Raw genomic sequence first — 23,943 nt, forward strand, 5'->3', positions numbered from 1 at the left:
ACGGGTTTGTCCCTGGCACCGCCGGTCGGGCGAGGATGCCTGCCGGACAAGTTAGTGCTTGTCAATGATGTAAGCGCATGTAAACTGAATTCCAGACAAGCCCGTTGTCCAGCGGGTTGGAAGAAAGACTTTTTATGCAACTCGACAACATCCGTGTCTCGCGCAAGCTCTGGGGCGCTTTCCTCATGCTCATGCTGGCCATGCTGCTGATCTCCAGCTTCCAGCAGTACCGGGCCAACCAATCCATGTCGCAAGCCATGGACACGGTGGTGGAGATCGAAGAGCGCATCTCCGCCGCCATCCGCTGGCGCGGAGCCACCGAAACCGCCGTCACCATGGTCATGGGCGGCGCCGTGACCACCGATGCCGTGCTGGCCCAGCAGTACGACGCCAAGGTCAAGGAAATCATCGGCAACATCAACAAGATCCAGGAGCGCATCGTGGCCTCGGCCACCGCACCTGAGGAAAAGGCAGCCCTGGCCAAGGTCCAGGACGAGCGCAAGCGCGTGCTGGCCGCCACGGCCAAGACCTGGGAGCTCAAGGGCGCGGGCGACGCCGTGGAGACACAGCGCTATGCCGACAACGAGCTCACCCCGCTGGTAGCCAGCTACCTCAAGGCGCAGGACGAGTTCGTGCTCATGCTGCAAAACCGCCGGGACGCCATCCGCGCCGAGGCGGCCGAACGGCGCGTGTCCTACGCCCTGCAGGGGCTGGTGGTGTCCGCCGCCGTGGTGGTGGTGATCCTGCTGCTGGCGCGCAAGCTGGTGCACTCCATCACCGACCCGCTGAACCGGGCTGTGCAGACGCTGGACGCGATTGCGGGCGGCGACCTCACGCGCGAGCTGCAGTCGGCCCGCCAGGACGAGTTCGGCCACATGCTGCGCTCGCTGTCGGCCATGGCGGCGCGCTTGCGCGGCGTGGTCAGCGAGGTGCGCACCGGGGTGGAATCGGTGTCGGCCGCCTCCATCGAGATTGCCAACGGCAACCAGGACCTGTCGGCCCGCACGGAGCAGACGGCCTCCAACCTGGAGGAAACCGCCGCCAGCATGGAAGAGCTCACCGCCACCGTCAGCCAGTCGGCCGACACGGCCCGCCAGGCCAACCAGCTGGCCGGCTCGGCGGCCCAGGCCGCGGCCCGCGGCGGCGAAGTGGTGGGCCAGGTGGTCACCAGCATGCAGCAGATCACCGACAGCTCGCGCAAGATCAACGACATCATCGGCGTGATCGATGGCATCGCCTTCCAGACCAACATCCTGGCGCTGAACGCCGCCGTGGAGGCCGCGCGGGCCGGCGAGCAGGGCCGCGGCTTTGCCGTGGTGGCCAGCGAGGTGCGCAGCCTGGCCCAGCGCAGCGCCGAAGCCGCCAAGGAGATCAAGGCGCTGATCGGCAAGTCGGTGGAGAACGTCGAGGTCGGCTCGGCCCAGGTGGCCCAGGCCGGCCAGAGCATGCAGGAGATCGTGGCCAGCGTGCAGCGCGTGAGCGACCTGATCGGCGAGATCACCGCGTCGTCCACCGAGCAGCGCGACGGCATCGCCCAGGTGAACCAGGCCGTCACGCACCTGGACCAGATGACCCAGCAGAACGCCGCGCTGGTGGAGGAATCCACCGCCGCCGCCGCATCGATGCGCGACCAGGCCCAGCGCCTGGCCGAGGTGGTGGCCGTGTTCAACGTGGGCGCCGTGGCGACGGCCCGCGCGCCCGCCGCGCCCCGCCGGTCGGCACCGGCCCCCAGCCCGCGTCCGGCCGCCAGGGTGGCCAGCCCGGCGCCCGCAGCGGCTACGGCGCGGCTGGCGGCAGCGTCCCGCCCCGCGGCATCCGCCTCCACACCTTCACCTGCGCCGGCAGCACCCGCGGCCGCCAAGCCTGCTGCCCGCACTGCGGCCCCGGGGGCCGGCCAGGATGAGGATTGGGAAAGCTTCTAAATTGATAGCTGCCGGCGCTTGCTGCGTAAGCGCTGGGGCCCGATGAGGTGGAAAATCAGTCGGCTGCGGCCCAGTTGTCCCACTGCAGGCCGGGCACCCTGGCAAATTCGCGGGTGTTGTTGGTGACCAGCATGGCCTGCTGGCTCAGTGCGTGGGCGGCGATCATGGTGTCCAGCGCGCCAATGGGGGTGCCACGCTGCTCCAGCTGGGCGCGCAGGTCGCCGTACGCCCAGGCTGCGGCGTCGTCAAACGGCAGGATAGTGAGCGGGGCCAGAAACATCTCCAGCGCCTGGCGGTTGCGGATGGACCCGCTTTTGGCCACGCCGTAGGCCAGCTCGGCCGCCACCACGCTGCACACTCCGATGTCCCCCATGCGGTATTGCTGGAAGCGCGCCAGCACGGCGGGGGGCTTGGCGTTGATGATGTAGATGCAGATGTTGGTGTCGAGCAGGATCATGGGTGGATCTCTGCACGCTGTTGCTCATCGGGCTGCTCGCGGGTGAGGGTGAAGCCGGGTTCAAAGGCGTCGAGCCCGGCTTGCAGCGTCTGCCAGGGGTCGTCTGCGGGCAGCAGCAGTACGCCGTTGCCAAAGTGCTTCACGACGACTTCGGTGCCAGCAAAGCGGTATTCCTTGGGCAGCCGCACGGCTTGGCTGCGGCCGGATTGAAAGAGGCGTGCGGTGTCCATGGCGGGGCTCCTGAGTTGGTGGCTATCAATGGTAGCTACCGACTGATGGTTTTGTCCAGCGTGGAGGCAGGGGTTGTTGGGTTGCTATTGTTTGGATAGCTGCTTGCGCTAGACCCCTCAGCGGTAGAGGCGAATTGGTCTTGATACGTAGATGTTGGGGGATTGGCTTGGAGCCTACCGGAGTGGGCGATAAAAGTGCCCTGGCTTCGACAGGCTCAGCCCGAACGGGTGGAAGGCGCGCTAGACCTGCGCCCCCTCCACCAGAAACTGCACCCGCCGCTCGCCCTTCCATTCGTTCACGTCCAGCCGGAAGGCCAGCACCACCCGCGCGGGCAGGGGCTCGGTGCGGCCGAACCAGATCGCGTCCACCGGGTTGCCCTGGTGGATGATCTTGATGGACAGGTGGTTCTTGGCCTCGCCCACCAGGCGCTGGCTGAGCACCTGCACCTCTTCGCTGAAGGTGGGCGGCGCGAAGCCCTGGCCCCAGACCTCGCGGTGCAGCAGGTCCACGATGTCGGCGCGCACGTGCTCGGGGGCCAGTGGGCCGTCGGTCTCGATGCGGCGGGTGAGGGTGGCGGCGTCCAGCCACTCCTGCGCCACTTGCGAGAAGGCCTGCTCGAACACGTGGAACGACTCCTCGGCCACGGTGCAGCCTGCGGCCATGGCGTGGCCGCCAAACTTGAGGATCACGCCCGGGTGGCGCTTGGCCACCAGGTCCAGCGCGTCGCGCAGGTGAAACCCGGGGATGGAGCGGCCCGAGCCCTTGAGCTCGTGCTCCTTGCCCGGCGCGCTGCTGGCCGCGAACACGAACGTGGGGCGGTGCAGCTTGTCCTTGATGCGGCTGGCGACGATGCCCACCACGCCTTCGTGGAAGTCGGGGTCGAACACGCTGATGGCGGGCGGCGGTTCCTCGCTCTCGTCAAACAGGCTCTCGGCCATCAGCATGGCCTGCTCGCGCATGCCGCCCTCGATCTCGCGGCGCTCGCGGTTGATGCCGTCCAGCGTGGCGGCCAGCTCGGCGGCGCGGGCCGCTTCGTCGGTCAGCAGGCATTCGATGCCCAGCGTCATGTCGGCCAGGCGGCCGGCCGCGTTGATGCGCGGGCCCAGGGCAAAGCCGAAGTCGAAGGTGGTGGCAGCCGGCGCCTTGCGGCCTGCGGCGTGAAAGAGCGCGGCCACACCCGCCGGCATCTGGCCTGCGCGAATGCGCTTCAGGCCCTGGGCCACCAGGCGGCGGTTGTTGGTGTCGAGCTTGACCACATCGGCTACGGTGCCCAGGGCCACCAAGGGGAGCAGCGGGTCCAGCTTGGGCTGGGTGGTGGCGTCAAAGATTCCCCGCGCGCGCAGCTCCGCCCGCAACGCCAGCAGCACATAGAACATCACGCCCACCCCGGCCATGGACTTGCTCTCGAAGGTGCAGCCGGGCTGGTTGGGGTTGACGATGGCGTCGGCGGCCGGCAGCGCGGGGCCGGGCAGGTGGTGGTCGGTGACGACGACGGTGAGGCCCAGGGCCTTGGCCTCGGCCACGCCCTCGACGCTGGCGATGCCGTTGTCCACGGTGACGAGCACGTCGGCGCCGCGCTCCTTCACGCGCCGGGCAATCGGGGGCGTGAGGCCGTAGCCGTCGGTCACGCGGTCGGGCACCAGGTAGTCCACCTGCTGCGCACCCAGCAGCCGCAGGCCGCGCACGCCCACGGCGCAGGCGGTGGCGCCAGCGCAGTCGTAGTCGGCCACGATGACCAGGCGCTGGTTCTGGGCCATGGCGTCGGCCAGCAGGCGGGCGGCGGTGTCGATGCCCTTGAGGCCCGAAGGGGGCAGCAGGCGGCCCAGGCCGTCGTCCAGCTCGTCTTTGGCCAGCACGCCGCGCGCGGCGTACAGCCGCGCCAGCAGCGGGTGGATGCCAGCCTGCTCCAGCGCCCAGGCGGCGCGGGGGGGGATGTCTCTTGCTATTATTTTCATAGCTGATTGCGCACGTCCATAAAGCGCTGGGGCCTGAAAAGGCTTTGAAAACGCTGGGCCAGCGAGCGCGGCGCGCTGTGGAAAGCCGCCGCGCCGCGCTCGCCGCACAGCGTCAGCTGCACGGGCGCGCCGGCTTCGGCCTGGCGCAGCAGGTCGGCCACGGGGCCGGCGTCCAGCGCCGCCCAGGCCTGGGCCCAGGCGCGCCAGTCCTCCCGCAGGGCGGCGTCGCGCAGCGTGGCGGGCATGTGGGGGGGCGTGGCGGCGGGGGCGGGGGCCGGCTGCGGCAGCGCGCCCGTGCCGTGCACCCAGAACGAGTTGACCAGCGGCAGGCCGCGCGCCGTGCGCTCGTCGTTGAAGGCATGCGTGTACAGCAGCATCTGCATCTCGCTGTGCAGGCGGTGCAGGGTGCGGGCCTGTTTCGCGTCGGGCATCCAGGCGCGCACGTCGCGCAGCAGCACGCGTTCCAGCGAGGCGGTGGCCAGGTCGGCAAACAGCGGGCCGCTGGCCAGCCAGCGGGTGGGCTCGTCGTAGTGCAGGGCGATGCCGTCCTCGGCAAACCAGGGCGCCACGATGGCCAGCAGCGCGCGCGAGGCCGCCTCGTCCAGCCCCAGCTGCGCCGGGTCGCGCAGGGTCACGTGGTCGGTGCTCACCTGCCACTGGCAGGGCGTGACAAAGGCCCAGGCCTGGCCGTCGGCGGGGTTGCCTTGCAGGTGGCGGTGCCAGGCGGCCCAGGGCGTGCGGCCGTCCTGGGCCGGCAGGCCCAGCGCGCGGGCCAGGGCGCGCTCGTGGGGCGTGGAGAAGCTGGTTTCCTCGGCGCTGTCGCTGGCCGCGGGGTGGGGGCTGAGCCGGGCCAGCAGCCGGTCCAGGTGGGGCAGGGCCAGGCCCTGCAGGGCTTGCTGGCATCCCTCGGCGGCACTGGCCGCATGGGGGATGAGCAAATGGTGGGTGTCTGACATGGGCCTATTGTCCGGGATGCCACAATCTGCCCGCTCCGAGCCAGGCATCCCGCCTGCCGGGCCTTCCTGTCTGATTCATGCAAATCCCCTACGAACTGGCCCTGGGCTGGCGCTACACACGCGCGGGCCGCGCCACGCGGCGCAACGGCTTCATCTCGTTCATCTCGGGCGTGTCCATGCTGGGCATTGCGCTCGGGGTGGCAGCGCTCATCATCGTGCTGAGCGTGATGAACGGCTTTCAAAAGGAAGTGCGCGACCGCATGCTCAGCGTGGTCTCGCACATCGAGATCTTTGCGCCCCAGGGCGCGGCCCTGCCCGACCCGGCCCGCACGCTGGCGGAAGCGAAGCAGAACCCCAACGTGGTGGGTGCCGCCCCCTTTGTGGCGGCGCAGGCGCTGCTGGCGCGCGGCGAGGACATGAAGGGCGCGCTGGTGCGCGGCATCGACCCGGCGCTGGAGGGCGCGGTGACCGACCTGGCCGCGACCAACGGGCAGGTGCTGCAGCAGCTGGTGCCGGGCGAGTTTCGCGTGGTGCTGGGCAGCGAACTGGCGCGCATGCTGGGCGTGCGCGTGGGCGACGTGGTGACGCTGATCGCACCGGCCGGCCAGGTCACGCCGGCCGGCGTGGTGCCGCGCCTCAAGCAGATGACGGTGGCGGGCCTGTTCAACTCGGGCCACTATGAATACGACTCGGCCCTGGTGCTGCTGCACCACGAGGACGCGCAGCGCATCTTCCGCCTGGAAGGCCCCACGGGCGTGCGCCTGAAGCTCAAGGACCTGCACCAGGCCCGCGAGGTGGCGCAGCAGCTGGCCCAGACGCTCAGCGGCAACCTGCTGATCCGCGACTGGACGCAGCAGAACCGCACCTGGTTCGCCGCCGTGCAGGTGGAAAAACGCATGATGTTCATCATCCTCACGCTCATCGTGGCGGTGGCTGCGTTCAACCTGGTGTCCACGCTGGTGATGACGGTGACCGACAAGCGCGCCGACATCGCCATCCTGCGCACGCTGGGTGCCAGCCCCAAGAGCATCATGGGCATCTTCGTGGTGCAGGGCGCCATGGTGGGCGTCATCGGCACGGCCGTGGGCCTGCTGCTGGGCCTGGGGATCGCGTTCAACATCGACGTGATCGTGCCGGCCATCGAGCGGGCGCTCCATGCCGACTTCCTGCCCAAGGACATCTACCTCATCAGCAAGATGCCCAGTGAGCCGCAAAGCAGCGACATCGTGCCCATTGGCGTCATCTCCCTGGTGCTGGCCTTTGTGGCCACCCTGTACCCCAGCTGGCGCGCCAGCCGTGTAAACCCCGCGGAGGCGCTGCGCTATGAATGAGAAACGCAAACACCCCCCTGAGACGCTTCGCGTCATCCCCCCGCTCTCGCATTGCTGCGCAATGCGGGCAGGGGGACGCAGCCAGCGCGGCGGGGCGGCCCTTGCGCGGCTGCCCTGGCATAACGAGCGCCAGTTTCATGCCATGGATTACTGAGATGAACGTTGTAAAAAACGCCGTGGTGCTGGAGGCCAAGAGCCTCACCAAACGTTTCACCGAAGGCCGCCTGGATGTGACCGTGCTCAAAGGCGTGGACCTGCAGATCCACGCGGGCGAAACGCTGGCCATCGTCGGTGCATCGGGTTCGGGCAAGAGCACGCTGCTGCATTTGCTGGGCGGGCTGGACGCGCCCACGGCAGGCACCGTGCGCCTCAAGGGCGAAGAGATGTCCTCGCTGTCGGCCGAGCGCCAAGGCCAGCTGCGCAACCAGCACCTGGGCTTCATCTACCAGTTCCACCACCTGCTGCCCGAATTCAGCGCGCTGGACAACGTGGCGATGCCCCTGCGCATCCGCCGCCTGCCGCTGGCGCAATGCCATGCCGAGGCCGAGCGGGTGCTGGCGTCGGTGGGGCTTCAGGAGCGCTTGCAGCACCGGCCCGCCGAGCTGTCGGGCGGCGAACGCCAGCGCGTGGCCATCGCCCGTGCACTGGTGACGCGGCCGGCCTGCGTGCTGGCCGACGAGCCCACCGGCAACCTGGACCGCAGCACCGCCGACACGGTGTTCGCGCTGATGCTGGAGCTGGCGCGCAGCCAGGGCACGGCGTTCGTGATGGTGACGCACGACGAGTCGCTCGCGGCGCGCTGCGACCGGGTGCTGCGGCTGGTGTCTGGAGTGCTGGGGTAGCAGCGGCGGGCGCATGCCGCGCAGCGCGGTGGGTTTTGAATTGCTATTAAAAATATAGCTGCCAGCGCTTGTCCATCAAGCGCTGGAGGCCAAAAAGATCACAAGATCCGCCCGTGCCACCACACCGACAGCCCGGCCGCCAGCACGGCCAGCAGCGCCCCGGCCAGGGCCAGCAGCGCGGAAATTTCGGTTTCCTTTTTCTCCACCGTCAGCCGTGAGCTGAGGGTTTCATACACCGTCTTCAGATCGGCCGCGGTGGCGGCGTGAAAGTATTCGGCCTGGGTGCGGGCCGCCACTTCCTTGAGGGTTTCCTCGTCCAGCCGCACGCGCATGGACCAGCCTTCAAAGCCAATGGTCTCGCCCTGCACCGTGCCCACGCCCACGGTGTACACGCGCACGCCGCGGTCGGCGGCCCACTTGGCGGCTTCCAGCGGGTCCACGCCGGTGGTGCGCTGGCCGTCCGTCAGCATGATGATGGCGGCCGAGGTGTACGAGCCCGGCGCCACCGGGGTGAAGGGCTTGGCGGGGTCCTGCCGGCTGATCTCGTCCAGCGACCGCGGGCGCATGGCCTGGCGCCCGCCCAGGGCCGCGATGTCGATGCCCGCGTCGGGAAAGATCGTGGCCAGCGACAGCATGATGCCGTTGCCCGTGGCCGTGCCGCGCTGCAGCTGGAAACTGTCGATGGCCTTGACCAGGTCTTCCCGGTTCTGGGTGGGCAGCTGCGCCAGCTGCGCGCTGCCCGCAAACGCCACGATGCCCACGCGCACGTGGCGTGGCAGTTCAGCGATGAAGGCCTTGGCGGCGTTCTGCGCGGCAGTGATGCGGTCGGGCTCCACGTCGGCCGCGCGCATGCTGCCCGACACGTCCATGGCCAGCATGATGGTCTGGTTCTGCGCGGGCAGGGAGATGACGGCCAGCGGCCGCGCCGCAGCCAGGAGCAGCGCGGTCAGGGCCAGCAGGAACAGCACGGGCGGGATATGGCGGCGCAGTTGCCGGCGCGGGCCCAGCGCCTCGCGCACCAGCGACAGGCTGGGGTAGCTCAGCGCCAGCTTCTTGCGGCGGTGCTGCAGCCACCAGTACAGCAGCACCAGCAGGGGCACCAGCAACAGGAGCCAGAGCAGCGAGGGCCAGAGAAAAACCATGGTGGGGCGGTCCTTGGTGGCGGATGGGGCTAGGCCGCCTGTGCCGCACGGGCGGTGCGCACCCGGCGCTGGCGCAGGTCCATGAAGCGCAGCAGTGCGTCCAGCAGGTCGTCGTCGGTGCGCAGCTCCAGCGTGTCGGCGCCGGCGCGGGCCAGGCTTTCGCGCAGAGCGGCTTCGCGCTCGGCGGCCAGGCGCGCAAAGCGGTGGCGGAAGGCCGCGTCGTGCGTGTCCACCGGCAGTTGCTCGCCGGTCTCGGCGTCGCGCAGCGTGACCATGCCCACGTCGGGCAGTTCCAGCTCCAGCGGGTCCAGCAGGCGCACGGCCACCACGTCGTGCCGCTGCGCGAGCTGGGCCAGCGGCTTGTCCCAGCCTGGCGCGCTGATGAAGTCCGACACCACGAACACGGTGGAGCGGCGCCGCAGGTGCGACAGCCCGGCCTGCAGCAGCAGGCGCAGTTCCGTGCCCCCGCTGGGCGCGCCGGCCGTGCCCGGCGGCGCGGCCGGCGCGATCAGCCGGTGCACCAGATGCAGCACGTGGGCACGGCTGCAGCGGGCAGGCAGCACGGCGTCCACCGCGCGCGCGCCGCGCACGGCCCCTGGCGCAGCCCGCGTGCCGGCGCCATACAGCACGGCGCCCACGCGGTTGCCGTGGCGGGTCAGCAGCCGCGCCAGCACGGCCACGAAGCCGGTGAGGAGGTCGCGCTTGGCGTGCCCCTCGGGGCCAAAGCCGACCGAGGGGCTCAGGTCCAGCAGGAACCAGGCGGCCATCTCGCGGTCTTCGGTGAACACGCGCACATGGGGCGCGGCCAGACGCGCCGTCACGTTCCAGTCGATGTGGCGCACGTCGTCGTGGGGCTGGTATTCGCGCAGGTCGGCCAGGTCCAGCCCGCTGCCGCGCACCAGCGTGCGGTAGTCGCCCTGCAGCAGCCCGTCCAGCCGGCGAATCACCTTCCACTCCAGCGCGCGCAGCAGCCGCTCGGCCTGGCCGGGCACGCCGGGCAGCGCGTGGACGGTGGCCGGCGCGGGCGCGGCGGCGGCTTCAGGCGGCCTGTTGCGCATGGTGCAGCGGCCTTGCAGGCGCAGGCATCCTGGCCAGGATGCGGGTGATGAGCGCATCGGCGTCCAGCCCGTCGGCCAGCGCCTCATAGGACAGCGTGATCCGGTGGCGCAGCACGTCGGCCGCCAGGTCGGCCATGTCCTCGGGCAGCACGTAGTTGCGCCCGCGCAGCATGGCCAGCGCCTGTGCGCCCTCGGCCAGGGCGATGGTGGCGCGCGGGCTGGCGCCGCAGCCGATGAATCCGGCCAGGTCCTTCAGGCCGTATTGCGCCGGGGCGCGGGTGGCGGCCACCAGCTTCACCGCATACTGCAGCAGCGACGGGTCCACATACACCGCGCGGCACTCCGACTGCAGCGCCGCCAGCTGGGCCGTGGTGGCCACGGGCAGTACCTGCACGGGCACGTCCAGCGCGCGCTGGGCGATGACGAATTCCTCCTCCTCGGTGGGGTAGGAGAGCAGCACCTTCATCATGAAGCGGTCCACCTGCGCCTCGGGCAGGGCATAGGTGCCCTCGGTTTCGATGGGGTTTTGCGTGGCCATCACCAGGAAGGGCTCGGGCACCTTGTGCGTCTCGCCGGCAAGGGTGACCTGGCGCTCCTGCATCACCTCCAGCAGCGCGCTTTGCACCTTGGCGGGGGCGCGGTTGATCTCGTCGGCCAGCAGCAGGTTCGTGAAGACGGGGCCCAGCGCGGTGCTGAACTCGCCGGTCTTCTGGTTGAACAGGCGCGTGCCCACCAGGTCGGCGGGCACCAGGTCGGGGGTGAACTGGATGCGCTTGAAGCTGCCCTGGAGGGTGCTGGCCAGCGTTTTCACGGTGAGCGTCTTGGCCAGGCCGGGCACGCCCTCCACCAGCAGATGGCCTTGGGCCAGCATGGCCACCATCACCCGCTCCAGAAAGCGGTCCTGCCCGACCACCACGCGCTTGACTTCGTAGAGCACCTGCTCCATCAGCGTGGCGGTCGAGGCAGGGCGGGTTGCGGCTTCCATGGGTTTTCTTCCTGTGTCAGGGGGCTGCGGAACTGGGGGCTGCTGCGTGCTGCAGGTGTTTTGCACGCTAGAACGGCGGCATGCCCACGGCGGCAGCGGCATTCTCGATCGGCACCGCGAAACCGATGCCGATGAACGTGCGCGCCGACGTGGGGTTGAGGATGGCCGTGACGATGCCCACCACCTCGCCGTCCATGGTGATCAGCGGACCTCCCGAGTTGCCGGGATTGGCCGCCGCGTCGAACTGGATCAGGTTGCTCAGCTGCCGCTTGCCCTCGGGGGAGGTGAACTCGCGCTCCAGGCCCGACACCACGCCCGCGGATGCAGAGGGCCCGATGCCAAACGGAAAGCCCACGGCGGCCACCTGGTCGCCCGGACGCAGGTCCTGCGTGGAGCGCAGCGGTGCCGCTTCCAGGTCGTCGGGAATCTTGTGCGCCTGCAGCACGGCCAGGTCGTTCTCGGCCTGCACGCCCGTGATGCTGGCCGTGGTCTCCGTGCCGTCGTGGAAGGTGACCGTGATGCGGTCCGACCCGGCCACCACATGCAGGTTGGTGAGGATGATGCCCGTGTTCACGATGACCACCCCAGTGCCGATGCCGCGCTCCACCTCCTCCTTGCCCTTCTTGGCGCGGCCGTATCCGGCCACGCGCACCACCGAAGGCGCCACGGCCTCGACGGCACGGGTCACGGCGGACGGCAGGGTGGTGGTCTCCAGCGTGCGCAGCACGGCGTCGTCGATGTCCTTTTGGCTCAGCCGGGGCACTGGCGGGCCTTGGTGCAGCAGGCTGGCCACCAGCAGGGCCGCCAGCAGCAGAACCAGCGCCCACGCGGCGCGCGGATGCGCTTGCCAGCGCTGCGCAGGCGCGGCCGGTACGGCTGGTGGGGGCGGTGCGGCGGCCGGGGCCTCCCCGCCGATGGGCTGCGAGGATTGTTGCGCTGGCGCGCCCGCCCGCCCCGGGCGGCGGGAGGCAGAACTGCTGTAGACGGCGGGCCGGGGCATCCTGTCACCTTTCTGCGGAGCGCGCTGCGGCATGGCGGGTCGTTGCGACCCGGGGCCGGCGCGCGAGGGGCGGGGTGGGAAGATTTCACGTTAGCACGGATCGGCGGCGCCTGCACTTGGCAGGGGAAGAACCTGCTTTCAGAACGTAACAGGCCCCCATGGGGCATCATCCCCGCATGCATGCCTGGATCGACACCCACTGCCATCTCGACGCCCCCGAGTTCGACCCCGACCGCGACGCGGTCCGCCAGCAGGCGCGGGCGCTGGGCGTGGTGCACTGCGTTCTGCCGGCGGTCGAGCGCGGCAACTGGGATGCCGTGCGCGCCCTGGCGCACCGCCACGGGGACAGCTATGCGCTGGGAATCCATCCGCTGTGCACCCCCACGGCCGGGGACGACGACCTGGACGCCCTGGCGCAGGCCCTGCAGCAGCACCGCGACGACCCCCGTCTGGCGGCCATCGGCGAGATGGGCCTGGATTTCTTCGTGCCGGGCCTGGACCCCGCGCGGCAGGAGCGGTTCTACCGGGGGCAGCTCCAGCTGGCGCGGCGGTTTGACCTGCCGGTGATCCTGCACGTGCGCCGCTCGGCCGACAAGCTGCTCAAGGGGCTGCGGGAGCTGCCGGTGCCGGGCGGCATCGCGCACGCCTTCAATGGCAGCCTTCAGCAGGCGCAGGCTTTCATCGGCCTGGGCTTCAAGCTGGGATTTGGCGGGGCCATGACGTACGACCGCGCACTGCAGTTGCGCCGCTTGGCCGCCGAGCTGCCCGAAGACGCCTTGGTGCTGGAAACCGACGCCCCTGACATACCGCCGCACTGGCTGTACGCCACGGCGGCGGAACGCGAGGCCGGCGCTCCCCAGGGCCGCAATGCGCCCGGCGAATTGCCGCGCATTGCGGCGGTGCTGGCCGGGCTGCGCGGCGTGCCCCTTGCGCAGTGGGCGCAGCAGGTGCGTGACAACACCCTGCAGGCGCTGCCGCGCCTGAAGCCCCTGGTGACCGCGGCGGCGGAAGGACCGGCTTCGTGACCGGCGAGCCGTCCCGCTTGGTGCCGGCGTCCGCGCGGCTGCAGGGCCTGGCTCCCGTGGTGTCGCCCCGCACCGTGGTGCTCGTGCTGGGCAGCTTTCCCGGCGTGGCCTCGCTGCGCGCCCAGCAGTACTACGGCCACCCGCAGAACCAGTTCTGGCGCATCCTGCAGGCGCTGTGGCCCCAGCATCCATTGCCGCCCCCGGACCAGTACGCCCTGCGGTGCGCCTGGCTGCTGGAGCGCCGCCTGGGCGTGTGGGACGTGTATGCCAACTGCGAGCGCCAGGGCAGCCTGGACAGCGCGATACGCCAGGCCCAGGTCAACGACTTCTACCATTTGCTGCAGGCCTGCCCGTCCCTGGCGGCCATCGCGCACAATGGTGCGGAAAGTTACAAGCACGCGCCGGCGGTGCTGCGCAGCCTGCAGGAGGCCGATGGGACCGCCCCGGTGCGGCGGCTTGAATCCGTTAAGCTGCCTTCCACCAGCCCCGCCAACGCCGCCTGGAGCTTTGAACGCAAATGGGCCGCCTGGGGAGCGTTGATGGCGGCCCACGGCCTGCTCTGACCTGTCGATGAATGACCCGAAAAAAAGAAAAAACCCAAGAACTGCCTGAAGTCAGCGTTTCCGACGATGGCGAGGTTCGCCACCTGCACCTGGGAACGCCCTGGATCCAGGGCTCCATGCGCATTGCCGAGCCGTTCGCGCTGGAGCTGGAATACGTGCAGCGCATGATGGCCTGGCTGCTGTTCGCCGACCTCTCGCAGGTGAGCAAGGGGCACGCCATGCAGCTGGGCCTGGGGGCGGGTGCTCTGACCAAGTTCTGCTACAAGAAGCTGCGCATCTGCACCACCGCGATCGAGCTCAACCCGCAGGTGCTGGCCGTCTGCCGCCACTGGTTCAAGCTGCCGCCCGACGGTCCCAAGCTGCGCGTGGTGCTGGCCAACGCCGCGCAGGAGATCCGGAACCCCATGTGGCAGGGCACGGTCGATGCCCTGGCGGTGGACCTCTACGACCACGAGGCCGCCGCGCCCGTGCTGGACAGCCCGGATTTCTATGCCGACTGCCGCGCACTGCTGACCGAGACGGGGTGCATGACCGTGAATCTGTTCGGCCGGTCGTCCAGCTTTGACCGCAGCCTGCAGAGCATGGCAGCCGCGTTCGGCGAGCAGGCCCTGTGGGCCTTCAAGCCCACCCGGGAGGGCAACACCGTGGTGCTGGCCCAGAAGACGCCTTCGCGCCCCAAGCGCGCGCTGCTGGCCGAGCAGGCCGAAGCCATCCAGGCGCGCTGGGAGCTCCCCGCCACCAAGTGGCTGCGGGTGTTCAAGCCCGTGGTGGCCGCGTGAACGCTGCGGGCCTGTGACCCTGTTCTGAAAAGGTTTTCGATGAAAGCAACCCCCGTTTCTTCGGACGGCAGCGCCGCGCGGCCCTTCATGGGGCCGCTGGACTGGCGGCATGTGGTGCAGTGGCTCAGCGACGACGGCGTCATCTCGCACGGGGAGGCGCAGCGCACCATCGCGCGCTGTTCGCAGGCCGAAAGCTCGCAGCACGCGCTGGTGCGCCTGGCCAACGTGGCGATGGAACGCGTCAGCGACGGCAAGCCGCTGGACATCGAATCCCTCACGGAATACCTGGCCAAGCGCTCGGGCCTGCCATATTTGCGCATCGACCCGCTTAAGGTGGACGTGGGCCGCGTGTCCGACACCATGAGCGCCACCTATGCGGAGCGGCACAAGGTGCTGCCCGTGCAGGTGACCACCAAGGAGGTGGTGGTGGCGACGGCCGAGCCGTTCATCGACGACTGGGTGGCCGAAGTGGAGCGCCAGTCGCGCCGCACGGTGCGCCGGGTGGTGGCCAACCCGCTGGACATCCACCGCTTCACCGCGGAATTCTTCGCCCTGGCCAAGTCGGTGCGCGCCGCGCAGAAGGCGGGCGGCAACGCGGGCGGCAGCAGCTTCGAGCAGCTGGTGGAACTGGGCAAGAGCAACAAGCAGCTCGACGCCAACGACCAGGGCGTGGTCAAGGTGGTGGACTGGTTGTGGCAGTACGCCTTCGACCAGCGTGCGAGCGACATCCATCTGGAGCCCCGGCGCGACCAGGGCGTGATCCGCTTTCGCATCGACGGCGTGCTGCACCCGGTCTACCAAATGCCCATGGGCGTGCACAACGCCATGGTCTCGCGCATCAAGCTGCTGGGCCGCATCGACGTGGTGGAAAAGCGCCGCCCGCAGGACGGCCGCATCAAGACCCGCAACCAGCGCGGCGACGAGGTGGAAATGCGCCTGTCCACGCTGCCCACCGCCTTTGGCGAGAAGATGGTGATGCGGATCTTCGACCCCGACAACGCGGTGAAGGACCTGGATGCGCTGGGCTTTTCGCAGCACGATGCCGAGCGCTGGGAAGCGCTGGTCAAGCGGCCCCACGGCATCGTGCTGGTGACCGGGCCCACCGGCTCGGGCAAGACCACCACGCTCTACTCCACCTTGAAGCGCGTCGCCACCGAAGAGGTGAACGTCAGCACGGTGGAAGACCCGATTGAAATGATCGAGCCCAGCTTCAACCAGACGCAGGTGCAGCCGCAGCTCGACTTCAACTTCGCCGAAGGGCTGCGCGCCCTCATGCGCCAGGACCCGGACATCATCATGGTGGGCGAAATCCGCGACCTGGAGACGGCCGAGATGGCCATCCAGGCGGCGCTGACCGGGCACCTGGTTTTCTCCACGCTCCACACCAACGACGCGCCTTCGGCCATCACCCGCATGATGGAGCTGGGCGTGCCGCCGTACCTGATCAATGCCACGCTGCTGGGCGTGCTGGCCCAGCGGCTGGTGCGCACGCTGTGCAAGCAATGCAAGCAAAAGGACGACACCGCGCAGCGCGAGATGCTGCTGGCCGCCGTCAAGCCCTGGAAGCTCGGCGGCGGCTACCACCCCTACAAGCCGGTGGGGTGTGTGGACTGCCGCATGAGCGGCTTCCGTGGCCGCATGGGCTTGTACGAATTGCTTACCGTCACCGAGGCGCTCAAGGAAAAGATCAACCAGGCCCCCTCCATCGACATGCTGCGCCGCCAGGCCGTGCACGATGGCATGCGGCCGCTGCGCCTGGCGGGTGCGCTGCGGGTAGCCGAGGGCGTGACCACGCTGGACGAAGTGATCACCGCCACGCCGCCGCTGGAATGACGGGCTGAGACAGACGGCCGGGAACGCACTGGCAAGCCCCGTCACGCGGGGGGTTGCGGATGCCTCGGGCGGGGCCGATGGCGCTGCGGGCGACGGCGACGGGACGTTACGGGATGTAGGTGGAATCCACATCCGTACGCCCGCCGGTTGACCTCACAATCGCGCAGTCGAGAATTCCGTCAAGGAGACATTCGTGAAAATCAAGAGTCAGAGAGACTTTTTTTCCGGCCTCATGTTCATGGGGATCGGAGTGGCGTTTGCGTGGGGAGCCACCACGTACAACGTCGGCAACGGCGCGCGCATGGGCCCCGGCTACTTTCCCCTGTTGCTGGGGATCTTGCTGGCACTGATTGGCAGCGTGATCACCTTCAAGGCATTGACCGTCGAGACCCAGGATGGGGACAAGATCGGCAAGTGGGCCTGGAAGCCGCTGTTCTTCATCCTGGCCGCCAATTTCGCCTTCGGCATCTTGCTGGGCGGACTGCCCAGCGTGGGCATTCCCGCCATGGGGCTCATCGTGGGAATCTACGCATTGACGTTTATCGCCAGCCTGGCGGGCAATGAGTTCAATGCCAAGGCCGTGTTCATTCTGGCCACGGTGCTTGCCGTGGGCAGCTACGTGGCATTCGTCTGGGCGCTCAAGCTGCAGTTCCCTGTGTGGCCGAGTTTCATTACGGGTTGAGCACCAGGAGCACCCACCATGGATCTGATTAACAACCTCTCTCTGGGTTTTGGCGTCGCGTTCACGTTCCAGAACCTCATCTACTGTTTCGTTGGCTGCCTGCTGGGTACGCTGATCGGCGTGCTGCCGGGCATCGGCCCCGTGGCCACCATCGCCATGCTGCTGCCGGCCACCTACGCGCTGCCTCCCGTGGCTGCGCTGATCATGCTGGCCGGCATTTACTATGGCGCGCAATACGGTGGCTCCACCACCGCCATTCTGGTGAACCTGCCCGGTGAATCGTCGTCGGTGGTGACCGTGATCGACGGCTACCAGATGGCCCGCAAAGGCCGTGCGGGACCTGCGCTGGCGGCGGCCGGCCTGGGCTCGTTCTTCGCAGGGTGCGTGGGCACGCTGATCCTGGCGGCCTTTGCACCCCCGCTGACCGAAGTGGCCTTCAAGTTCGGCCCGGCCGAGTACTTCTCGCTGATGGTCCTGGGCCTGATCGGCGCCGTGGTGCTGGCCTCGGGCTCGCTGCTCAAGGCCGTGGCCATGATCGTGCTGGGCCTGCTCATGGGCCTGGTGGGTACCGACGTGAACTCGGGCGTGGCCCGCTTCAGCTTTGACATCCCCGAGCTGACCGACGGTATCGGCTTCGTGACCATCGCCATGGGCGTGTTCGGCTACGGCGAAATCATTGCCAACCTGGCCCGTCCCGACGACGACCGCGAAGTGTTCACCGCCAAGGTGCAGGGCCTGTTCCCCACCGCGCAGGACTTCAAGCGCATGTTCCCCGCCGTGCTGCGGGGCACGGCCCTGGGCTCGGCCCTGGGCATTCTGCCTGGCGGCGGCGCGCTGCTGGCGGCCTTCGCGGCCTACACGGTCGAGAAAAAGACCAAGCTGCACCCCGGTGAAGTGCCGTTCGGCCAGGGCAACATCCGTGGCGTGGCATCGCCCGAGTCGGCCAACAACGCGGGCTCGCAGACCTCCTTCATTCCGCTGCTGACGCTGGGCATTCCGCCCAATGCCGTGATGGCGCTGATGGTGGGTGCCATGACCATCCACAACATCCAGCCCGGCCCGCAGGTGATGACCAGCAACCCCGAGCTGTTCTGGGGCCTGATCGCCTCGATGTGGATCGGCAACGCCATGCTGGTGATTCTGAACCTGCCGCTGATCGGCATCTGGATCAAGCTGCTGACGGTGCCGTACCGCTGGCTGTTCCCGTCCATCGTGCTGTTCTGCGCGGTGGGTGTGTATTCCACCAACAACAACACCTTCGACATCTGGATGGTGGGGGCGTTCGGCCTGGTGGGCTACATCTTCCACAAGCTGGGCACGGAACCCGCGCCCCTGCTGCTGGGCTTCATCCTGGGCCCCATGATGGAAGAAAACCTGCGCCGCGCGCTGCTGCTGTCGCGTGGCGACTGGAGCGTGTTTGTCACGCGCCCCCTGTCCGCGGGCCTGCTGGCCGCTGCGGCCCTGCTGCTCATCATCGTGCTGCTGCCGGCCGTGAAGAACAAGCGGGAAGAGGCCTTCGTCGAGGACTGATCCGCGCGCAGGGCGGCTTGCCGCCCGTTGGGAACCCACGGCGCCTTCGGGCGCCGTTGTTTTTTGGCGATCCCGGCCGGCGGCGCGCGCTGCGCGGCGGTACACAATGGCAGGCAGAGGTCCGCATGTCCACGCCACTGCATCTGTCCCAGCACCCCCACCGGGTGGTGCTGCACAACGAAATCCACGCCCGCCCGCCCGAGGCCATGGCGGCACCGCTGACCATTGCCCACGTGGTGATGCTGGCCGACGCGGCGCAGCGCGATGCCAGCCGCGCGCACGTTGCGGCGCTGCTGCGCGACCACCACCTGGCCTTGCCGGACGCGCACACCACCCACCTGCGCATGGACCTGGGCGCCTACCGCATCCGGTGGGAACTGCACACCGAGTTTGTGTCCTGGACCTTCATGGTGCCGCTGGCGGCCGAGGCGTTCGGGGAGCGTGAGCCCGCCAGTGCCGTGGACGCCGTGCCGCGCGACTGGCTGGCGGCCTTGCCGGGCCAATGCCTGTGCAGCCTGAACCTGTGGGTGCTGCCCACGCAGACCTTCGGCTCGGGCTCGCTGGTCAAGCACGTGCTGCACGAAGACACGCTGGTCGCGTCCACCGTGGCCGACGGGTATGGCGAGGTCTACACGGACTTTGCCATCCATGCCGACGGCTTCTCGCGCATGGTGCTGCTGGCCGGCGGCATGGCGCCGCGCCGCCTGGGTCGCCTGGTGCAGCGCCTGCTGGAGATCGAGACCTACCGCATGGCCGCCCTGCTGGGGCTGCCGGCGGCACGCGAGGCCGCGAGTGTGCTGGCCTTTGCCGAGCGGGAACTGGCCGCGCTGGCCGACGCCATCCGTACAGCCAACCGCGATGACGAGCCCGCGCTGCTGGACCGGCTGACGCGGCTGGCCGGGCAGGTGGAGAGCCAGTACGCCGCCACGCACTCGCGCTTCTCGGCCAGCAGTGCCTATTTCGAATTGCTGGACCGGCGCATCGAAGACATCGCCGAGTCGCGCCTGGCGGGGCTGCAGACCATCCGCGAGTTCATGGACCGGCGGCTCACCCCCGCGCGCAGCACCTGTGAATGGGCCACGCGCCGGCAGGACGCCTTGTCGCAGCGGGTTTCGCGCATGAGCAACCTGCTGCGCACGCGGGTGGAGATCGAGCAGCAGCAAAGCAGCCAGGCCCTGCTGGCCACCATGAACCACCGCCAGGATCTGCAGCTCAAGCTGCAGTCCACCGTGGAGGGGCTGTCAGTCGCGGCCATCACCTACTACATCGTGGGGCTGGTGAGCTACCTTGCCAAGGGGGCGCAGAAGCTGGGCTGGCCGTGGTCCGCCGAAACGACGGCGGCCGTGGCGATCCCGGTGGTGGCGGCCGGGGTGTGGTGGTCGCTGCGGCGGCTGCACCACCGCATGTTCCACCGGGCCGCGCAGCGCTGACCCCGGCGCGGCACGGTGCGGCGGCCCGGCCTGTCCGCGGGGGCGGCCGAGCCATCGTCCCTGGAGGTGGCGCCCGCGCAAATGCTCGATGACGCCGACCCGGCGCCCGTGCCAAACTCATCGACCACGCACCCGCCGCAGGATTTCGGGGCACGCAGTCCGTCCAAAGGCGGCACCGTCCACCGCAGCTGCCGACAAGGCCGCCGGGCGGCCCGCGCCGCGACGGCCAGGCGGCAAGCCATTGATGCACAAGGATTTGGATAAAAAGTGTCTGTAACGCAATCTGGGCAAGCGCAAGCAGCTAGCAAAAACATAGCAACAGGATTGACGCTCGCGCTGCTGGGGTCGATCGCTTTCAGCGGCAAGGCCATCATCGTCAAGCTGGCCTACCGCTACGGCGTGGATGCGGTGACGCTGATCATGTACCGCATGCTGTTCGCGCTGCCCATCTTTGCCGTGATGGCCTGGTGGGCCAGCCGGGGCCAGCCGCCACTGTCCCGGCGGGACTGGCTGGGCGTGCTCGGGCTCGGGGTGACGGGGTACTACCTGGCCAGCTTTCTGGACTTCGCGGGCCTGGCCTACATCAGCGCCAGCCTGGAGCGGCTCATCCTGTACCTCAACCCCACGCTGGTGGTGATGCTCGGCTGGGTGCTGTACCGGCGCGGCATCGGGTGGGGCCAGGCCCTGGGCATGTTGATCAGCTACGGCGGCGTGGTGCTGGTGTTTGGCCACGAGGCCAATCTGCAAGGCTCCCACGCGGCCTGGGGGGCGCTGCTGGTCTTCCTGAGCGCGATCAGCTACGCCATCTACCTCGTCTACAGCGGCGAGATGGTGCGGCGCCTGGGCTCGCTGCGGCTGGTGGGGCTGGCCACCACGGTGGCCTGCCTGTGCTGCCTGCTGCAGTTCGTGGTGCTGCGGCCGCTCAGCGCGGCGGTGGTGGCGCCGCAAGTGATCTGGCTGTCGGTGCTCAACGCCACGCTGTGCACCGCAGCGCCGGTGCTGATGGTCATGATGGCCATCGAGCGGGTGGGCGCCGGCATGACGGCCCAGACCGGCATGGTCGGCCCGCTGTCCACCATCCTCATGGGCATCTGGATCCTGGGCGAGCCCTTCACCGTGTGGGTGGCGGCCGGCACGGCGCTGGTCATCGCGGGGATTTTTGTGTTCACCCGTATGGCGCGGCGCCAGGCGCCGTGAACCTTGGGGCCCGCGGAGTCCCGCCCCGCAGACCGGCGGCGGCGCTTTTTTAGCCCGCCTTTTTGGCGGAGCCGGGGCGGCCCGCGGGCGCCGCTGCGGGGGCGTTGACGGGTGCCGCAGTGCCGTTGCCCAGGCGCTGCGCGATGGTGATCCGGGAACCGCCCAGCCCGTCAAACTGGCGTCCCATGGACTGCTCCAGGTAGTCCAGGCGGGCCTGCGCCGCGGGGTGGGTGGACAGGGTGAAGGTGAACATCGGGTTGTCCGGCGCCACGGTGCGCAGCTGCTGCAGCACCGACACCAGCCCGTAGGGGTCGAAGCCCGACCGGGCGGCCAGCGACACCCCCGTGCGGTCGGCCTCGAACTCGTCGGTCTGGCTCAGCCCCTTGGTGTACACGGTGCGGAACAGCGACAGCAGCTGGTCTTTCACCAGCTGTCCCGCCACATTGTTGGTGCGCAGCTGCGAGGCCAGCAACTGCGTGCCCACCCCGGCCATGGCGCTTTGGCGGATGGCCTGCAGGTGGTGCTTGGCGGTGACGTGCGTCACCTCGTGCGCCAGGATGCCCGCCAGCTCGGACTCGTCCGCGCAGCGGTCGATGAGCCCCTTGGTCACGAACACATAGCCGCCCGGCGCGGCGAAGGCGTTGTAGCCCGCGTCGTCCAGCACCACAAAGGTCCAGGGCAGGCCGGGCCGTGGCGACTGCAGGCTGATCCAGCGGCCCAGGCGGTTCACGTAGCGCTGCAGCGCCGCGTCCGGGTGCGCGGGCTTGGCGCCCAGCAGCAGGGCGGCCAGCTGGCGGCCGATCTCGATTTCCTTGGCCTCATCGATGTTCTCCATCGACTGGGTCAGCAGGCTGATCAGGTCGTCGCCCTGCGCTGGGGCTGCGGCGGGCTTGTTGCCGGTGATGGCCGACCCCAGGCCGCCGCCCAGGGAGTTCAGCAGGTTCATCACGTTCTGGCTGTGCGCCGCCAGGGGGGCGGCTGCCAGGGCAGCACACAGGGCGGCCACGCGGGCAGGGCGCTTCCAGGGGGAATTGCGGTTCATGGGCGTGTCCTCGTCGTTCAGTTGGCGCTGTAGTTGGGATCCGACGGGTTGCCGGACCCGCTGCCGCCCCCGCGGCTGGAGGTGGGCAATGCCGGCTGTGCCAGGGCGGGCACCTCGCGGGGCTGCAACGCGGCAGCGCTGGCGAACTGCCGGGCCTGGTCCGCATTCACCCGCAGGCCTTCCGCCTGGCCGACCGCAGCCGGGTTGGGCTGCGCGTTGGCAATGTCCTCAGCACCCAGGCCGCGGATGCCCACGGTGGAGGTGGCGGTCGTGGTGCTGCCGCCGCTGCCGCCAAACAAGCCGCCCAGGCTGCGCAGGCCGCTGGTGGCGGCGTTGTTGCCGGGGGCGGCCGCGCCCGACTGCGGGCCCAGGTCGAACATGTGCACCCAGCCCGTGGCGCCCTGCGCCGTGCTCACGCGGGTCCAGGCTCCCTTGCGCTCGCTGCTGCGCGTCACCACGGTGTTGGCTTCCAGCGGCGCCACGCTGGCGCCCGTTTCAGCCGGGGCATCCCGCAGCTGGGTTGCGCGCTTGACGACGGCGGCTTCCTGCGCCTGCGCGCCGCCACTCACGGAAGCCAGTACGGCCCAGGCCAGCCCAGCGGCCCAGGCTCCACGGTGCAGCCAGTTCATGATGCAACTCCCAACGTATGATGATTTGTGAGAACGTGTTGACGCCTGGACGCCACTTCGCTGGCATCATCCGCCCGCGCCAACCCCTGGCGCTGCGCACGCCAGCGGCGGCGTGCGGCGCCTGGAGCAGGGCGGGCGCAATGGATGGAAGAAAGCGGATTTCTGCAGACCCTGCAGAGCCGTCCGCACCCTCGAACACAGGGCTGCAGGCGCAGTCGTCAGAAAAACGGAGATTGTTATGGATTTGTGTATTGCAGGCAAATGGGCGCTGGTGTGCGGTGCCAGCAAAGGGTTGGGCTACGGGTGCGCGCAGGCGCTGGTGCGCGAAGGCGTGAACGTGGTCATCAATGCCCGCAACGCCGACGCCTTGCACGCGGCAGCTTCACAATTGATAGCTGACAGCGCAGCTGATGCAAGCGCTGGCGGCCAAAAACAGCCACAGGCCAAGGTGCTGGCCGTGGCCGCCGACATCACCACGGCCGAGGGGCGTGCCGCCGTGTTTTCCGTGGAAGGCGGGCCGGGCCGCGACTTCGACATCGTGGTCACCAACGCGGGCGGCCCTCCCACCGGGGATTTCCGGGACTGGGACCGCGACGCCTGGATCCGGGCCGTGGACGCGAACATGCTCACGCCCATTGCGCTCATCCAGGCCACGGTGGATGGCATGGCCGCGCGGGGCTTCGGCCGCATCGTCAACATCACGTCCAGCGCGGTGAAGGCGCCCATCGACATCCTGGGGCTTTCCAACGGTGCGCGCAGCGGGCTGACCGGCTTCGTGGCCGGTGTGGCGCGCAGCCGCATTGCGGCGCGCGGCGTCACCATCAACAACCTGTTGCCCGGCAAGTTCGACACCGACCGCCTGGCCGCCACGGTGACGGCGGCAGCCGGCAAGACCGGCCAGCGCGTGGAGGAGGTTCGCCAGGCCCAGCAGGCCCAGATTCCGGCCGGCCGCTATGGCACGGCGCAGGAGTTCGGGGCGATCTGCGCGTTCCTGTGCAGCCAGCAGGCGGGCTACATCACGGGGCAGAACGTGCTGGCGGACGGCGGGGCGTATCCGGGCACCTTTTGAGCGGCCCGGCGTCTTGCCCCACCATGGTGCGGCGGGAGGCGGTGCTTTCTGGGCGTGGTGTTTTGCTGACAGCCCGCCCGCAGGGGCGAAAATTGTGAAGAATGCTTGTCTCGCGCACCTCTCCAAGAATGACCAGAAGATGAACTCCGCGCGTCGCATCCGCCGTGCGGCCCCGCAGGCCTTTGCGGCCCCAGCCGCTGCTGCGGCGCAGGCTTTTGCCGCAAGCCCAGGCGGGCGGGCTGCGCTCTCGGCGCTGCCGGCCCTGGTCGTTCCCCGGACCCTTCC

At 69.2% G+C, this 23,943-nt stretch carries 22 protein-coding genes; 12 read left to right on the plus strand and 10 right to left on the minus strand.

Going from position 1 to position 23,943, the window contains the following annotated elements; translation table 11 throughout:
- Positions 1-134 precede the first annotated feature (134 nt).
- Positions 135-1,922, plus strand: coding sequence for a methyl-accepting chemotaxis protein (locus LWW96_RS21165; protein WP_291489835.1), 1,788 nt, complete (start codon positions 135-137; stop codon positions 1,920-1,922).
- Between the two features lie 55 nt (positions 1,923-1,977).
- Here the strand turns inward: LWW96_RS21165 and LWW96_RS21170 are convergent, their stop codons facing one another.
- The 4 genes from LWW96_RS21170 to LWW96_RS21185 form a co-directional block, all read right to left on the minus strand.
- The gene (locus LWW96_RS21170) at positions 1,978-2,379 is read right to left on the minus strand and encodes a type II toxin-antitoxin system VapC family toxin (protein ID WP_291489836.1); all 402 of its coding nucleotides are present in this window, start codon (positions 2,377-2,379) and stop codon (positions 1,978-1,980) included.
- Positions 2,376-2,609, minus strand: coding sequence for a type II toxin-antitoxin system VapB family antitoxin (gene vapB, locus LWW96_RS21175; protein ID WP_291489837.1), 234 nt, complete (start codon positions 2,607-2,609; stop codon positions 2,376-2,378). The genes LWW96_RS21170 and vapB overlap by 4 nt, the downstream gene beginning before the upstream one ends.
- Positions 2,610-2,849: 240 nt before the next feature.
- Positions 2,850-4,565 (minus strand): single-stranded-DNA-specific exonuclease RecJ, encoded by a 1,716-nt coding sequence (recJ, locus tag LWW96_RS21180; protein ID WP_291489838.1) that lies wholly within the window; start codon positions 4,563-4,565, stop codon positions 2,850-2,852.
- The gene (locus LWW96_RS21185) at positions 4,562-5,521 is read right to left on the minus strand and encodes a phosphoglycerate mutase (RefSeq protein WP_291489839.1); all 960 of its coding nucleotides are present in this window, start codon (positions 5,519-5,521) and stop codon (positions 4,562-4,564) included. Before LWW96_RS21185 ends, recJ begins: the two co-directional genes overlap by 4 nt.
- A 77-nt stretch (positions 5,522-5,598) precedes the next feature.
- Between LWW96_RS21185 and LWW96_RS21190 the strand changes: the two genes are divergently transcribed.
- Both LWW96_RS21190 and lolD read left to right on the plus strand, forming a co-directional pair.
- The gene (locus LWW96_RS21190) at positions 5,599-6,852 is read left to right on the plus strand and encodes a lipoprotein-releasing ABC transporter permease subunit (protein ID WP_291489840.1); all 1,254 of its coding nucleotides are present in this window, start codon (positions 5,599-5,601) and stop codon (positions 6,850-6,852) included.
- A gap of 155 nt (positions 6,853-7,007) precedes the next feature.
- A complete protein-coding gene (lolD, locus tag LWW96_RS21195; RefSeq protein WP_291489841.1) occupies positions 7,008-7,694 on the plus strand; it encodes a lipoprotein-releasing ABC transporter ATP-binding protein LolD in 687 nt (228 codons plus the stop codon).
- A 98-nt stretch (positions 7,695-7,792) separates the two neighbouring features.
- Here the strand turns inward: lolD and LWW96_RS21200 are convergent, their stop codons facing one another.
- From LWW96_RS21200 to LWW96_RS21215, 4 genes are all read right to left on the minus strand, one after another.
- Complete coding sequence (locus tag LWW96_RS21200; RefSeq protein WP_291489842.1) at positions 7,793-8,836, minus strand: VWA domain-containing protein; 1,044 nt, start codon at positions 8,834-8,836, stop codon at positions 7,793-7,795.
- A gap of 29 nt (positions 8,837-8,865) precedes the next feature.
- Positions 8,866-9,894, minus strand: a complete 1,029-nt coding sequence (locus tag LWW96_RS21205; RefSeq protein ID WP_291489843.1) for a DUF58 domain-containing protein — start codon at positions 9,892-9,894, stop codon at positions 8,866-8,868.
- A complete protein-coding gene (locus tag LWW96_RS21210) occupies positions 9,875-10,879 on the minus strand; it encodes an AAA family ATPase (protein ID WP_291489844.1) in 1,005 nt (334 codons plus the stop codon). Before LWW96_RS21210 ends, LWW96_RS21205 begins: the two co-directional genes overlap by 20 nt.
- A 67-nt stretch (positions 10,880-10,946) precedes the next feature.
- Complete coding sequence (locus LWW96_RS21215) at positions 10,947-11,879, minus strand: trypsin-like peptidase domain-containing protein (protein WP_291489845.1); 933 nt, start codon at positions 11,877-11,879, stop codon at positions 10,947-10,949.
- A 176-nt stretch (positions 11,880-12,055) separates the two neighbouring features.
- On the opposite strand from LWW96_RS21215, the gene LWW96_RS21220 reads away from it, so the two are divergent.
- The 8 genes from LWW96_RS21220 (at position 12,056) to LWW96_RS21255 (ending at position 20,918) form a co-directional block, all read left to right on the plus strand.
- The gene (locus LWW96_RS21220; RefSeq protein ID WP_291489880.1) at positions 12,056-12,904 is read left to right on the plus strand and encodes a TatD family hydrolase; all 849 of its coding nucleotides are present in this window, start codon (positions 12,056-12,058) and stop codon (positions 12,902-12,904) included.
- On the plus strand, positions 12,901-13,467 hold the full coding sequence (locus LWW96_RS21225; protein WP_291489846.1) for a DNA-deoxyinosine glycosylase: 567 nt from the start codon (positions 12,901-12,903) through the stop codon (positions 13,465-13,467). Before LWW96_RS21220 ends, LWW96_RS21225 begins: the two co-directional genes overlap by 4 nt.
- Positions 13,468-13,478: 11 nt before the next feature.
- A complete protein-coding gene (locus LWW96_RS21230) occupies positions 13,479-14,246 on the plus strand; it encodes a spermidine synthase (RefSeq protein ID WP_291489847.1) in 768 nt (255 codons plus the stop codon).
- A gap of 39 nt (positions 14,247-14,285) precedes the next feature.
- The gene (locus LWW96_RS21235) at positions 14,286-16,079 is read left to right on the plus strand and encodes a type II/IV secretion system protein (RefSeq protein WP_291489848.1); all 1,794 of its coding nucleotides are present in this window, start codon (positions 14,286-14,288) and stop codon (positions 16,077-16,079) included.
- 193 nt (positions 16,080-16,272) lie between these two features.
- A complete protein-coding gene (locus LWW96_RS21240) occupies positions 16,273-16,761 on the plus strand; it encodes a tripartite tricarboxylate transporter TctB family protein (protein ID WP_291489849.1) in 489 nt (162 codons plus the stop codon).
- Between the two features lie 18 nt (positions 16,762-16,779).
- On the plus strand, positions 16,780-18,291 hold the full coding sequence (locus LWW96_RS21245) for a tripartite tricarboxylate transporter permease (RefSeq protein ID WP_291489850.1): 1,512 nt from the start codon (positions 16,780-16,782) through the stop codon (positions 18,289-18,291).
- Between the two features lie 125 nt (positions 18,292-18,416).
- Entirely contained in the window at positions 18,417-19,721 is a 1,305-nt protein-coding gene (locus tag LWW96_RS21250; protein WP_291489851.1) for a DUF3422 domain-containing protein, read from the plus strand.
- A 267-nt stretch (positions 19,722-19,988) separates the two neighbouring features.
- Positions 19,989-20,918, plus strand: coding sequence for a DMT family transporter (locus LWW96_RS21255; RefSeq protein WP_291489852.1), 930 nt, complete (start codon positions 19,989-19,991; stop codon positions 20,916-20,918).
- Positions 20,919-20,967: 49 nt separating this feature from the next.
- Here the strand turns inward: LWW96_RS21255 and LWW96_RS21260 are convergent, their stop codons facing one another.
- Positions 20,968-21,960: a M48 family metalloprotease gene (locus LWW96_RS21260; protein WP_291489853.1), complete on the minus strand. Its 993-nt coding sequence runs from the start codon at positions 21,958-21,960 to the stop codon at positions 20,968-20,970.
- Between the two features lie 17 nt (positions 21,961-21,977).
- Complete coding sequence (locus LWW96_RS21265) at positions 21,978-22,589, minus strand: SH3 domain-containing protein (RefSeq protein WP_291489854.1); 612 nt, start codon at positions 22,587-22,589, stop codon at positions 21,978-21,980.
- 238 nt (positions 22,590-22,827) lie between these two features.
- Between LWW96_RS21265 and LWW96_RS21270 the strand changes: the two genes are divergently transcribed.
- Complete coding sequence (locus LWW96_RS21270; protein WP_291489855.1) at positions 22,828-23,658, plus strand: SDR family oxidoreductase; 831 nt, start codon at positions 22,828-22,830, stop codon at positions 23,656-23,658.
- Positions 23,659-23,943: the final 285 nt, after the last annotated feature.

The organism is Acidovorax sp., from assembly GCF_021287135.1.
Lineage (GTDB): Bacteria > Pseudomonadota > Gammaproteobacteria > Burkholderiales > Burkholderiaceae_C > Acidovorax.

Excerpts from the sequence above, each read along its gene's own strand:
- lolD (WP_291489841.1), top strand. The coding sequence starts at position 7,008 with ATGAACGTTGTAAAAAACGCCGTGGTGCTGGAGGCCAAGAGCCTCACC.
- LWW96_RS21185 (WP_291489839.1), bottom strand. The coding sequence starts at position 5,521 with ATGTCAGACACCCACCATTTGCTCATCCCCCATGCGGCCAGTGCCGCC.
- LWW96_RS21165 (WP_291489835.1), top strand. The coding sequence starts at position 135 with ATGCAACTCGACAACATCCGTGTCTCGCGCAAGCTCTGGGGCGCTTTC.
- LWW96_RS21205 (WP_291489843.1), bottom strand. The coding sequence starts at position 9,894 with ATGCGCAACAGGCCGCCTGAAGCCGCCGCCGCGCCCGCGCCGGCCACC.
- LWW96_RS21170 (WP_291489836.1), bottom strand. The coding sequence starts at position 2,379 with ATGATCCTGCTCGACACCAACATCTGCATCTACATCATCAACGCCAAG.
- LWW96_RS21245 (WP_291489850.1), top strand. The coding sequence starts at position 16,780 with ATGGATCTGATTAACAACCTCTCTCTGGGTTTTGGCGTCGCGTTCACG.
- LWW96_RS21200 (WP_291489842.1), bottom strand. The coding sequence starts at position 8,836 with ATGGTTTTTCTCTGGCCCTCGCTGCTCTGGCTCCTGTTGCTGGTGCCC.
- LWW96_RS21190 (WP_291489840.1), top strand. The coding sequence starts at position 5,599 with ATGCAAATCCCCTACGAACTGGCCCTGGGCTGGCGCTACACACGCGCG.
- LWW96_RS21250 (WP_291489851.1), top strand. The coding sequence starts at position 18,417 with ATGTCCACGCCACTGCATCTGTCCCAGCACCCCCACCGGGTGGTGCTG.
- LWW96_RS21270 (WP_291489855.1), top strand. The coding sequence starts at position 22,828 with ATGGATTTGTGTATTGCAGGCAAATGGGCGCTGGTGTGCGGTGCCAGC.
- recJ (WP_291489838.1), bottom strand. The coding sequence starts at position 4,565 with ATGAAAATAATAGCAAGAGACATCCCCCCCCGCGCCGCCTGGGCGCTG.
- vapB (WP_291489837.1), bottom strand. The coding sequence starts at position 2,609 with ATGGACACCGCACGCCTCTTTCAATCCGGCCGCAGCCAAGCCGTGCGG.
- LWW96_RS21210 (WP_291489844.1), bottom strand. The coding sequence starts at position 10,879 with ATGGAAGCCGCAACCCGCCCTGCCTCGACCGCCACGCTGATGGAGCAG.
- LWW96_RS21260 (WP_291489853.1), bottom strand. The coding sequence starts at position 21,960 with ATGAACCGCAATTCCCCCTGGAAGCGCCCTGCCCGCGTGGCCGCCCTG.
- LWW96_RS21265 (WP_291489854.1), bottom strand. The coding sequence starts at position 22,589 with ATGAACTGGCTGCACCGTGGAGCCTGGGCCGCTGGGCTGGCCTGGGCC.
- LWW96_RS21215 (WP_291489845.1), bottom strand. The coding sequence starts at position 11,879 with ATGCCCCGGCCCGCCGTCTACAGCAGTTCTGCCTCCCGCCGCCCGGGG.
- LWW96_RS21220 (WP_291489880.1), top strand. The coding sequence starts at position 12,056 with ATGCATGCCTGGATCGACACCCACTGCCATCTCGACGCCCCCGAGTTC.
- LWW96_RS21230 (WP_291489847.1), top strand. The coding sequence starts at position 13,479 with ATGACCCGAAAAAAAGAAAAAACCCAAGAACTGCCTGAAGTCAGCGTT.
- LWW96_RS21235 (WP_291489848.1), top strand. The coding sequence starts at position 14,286 with ATGAAAGCAACCCCCGTTTCTTCGGACGGCAGCGCCGCGCGGCCCTTC.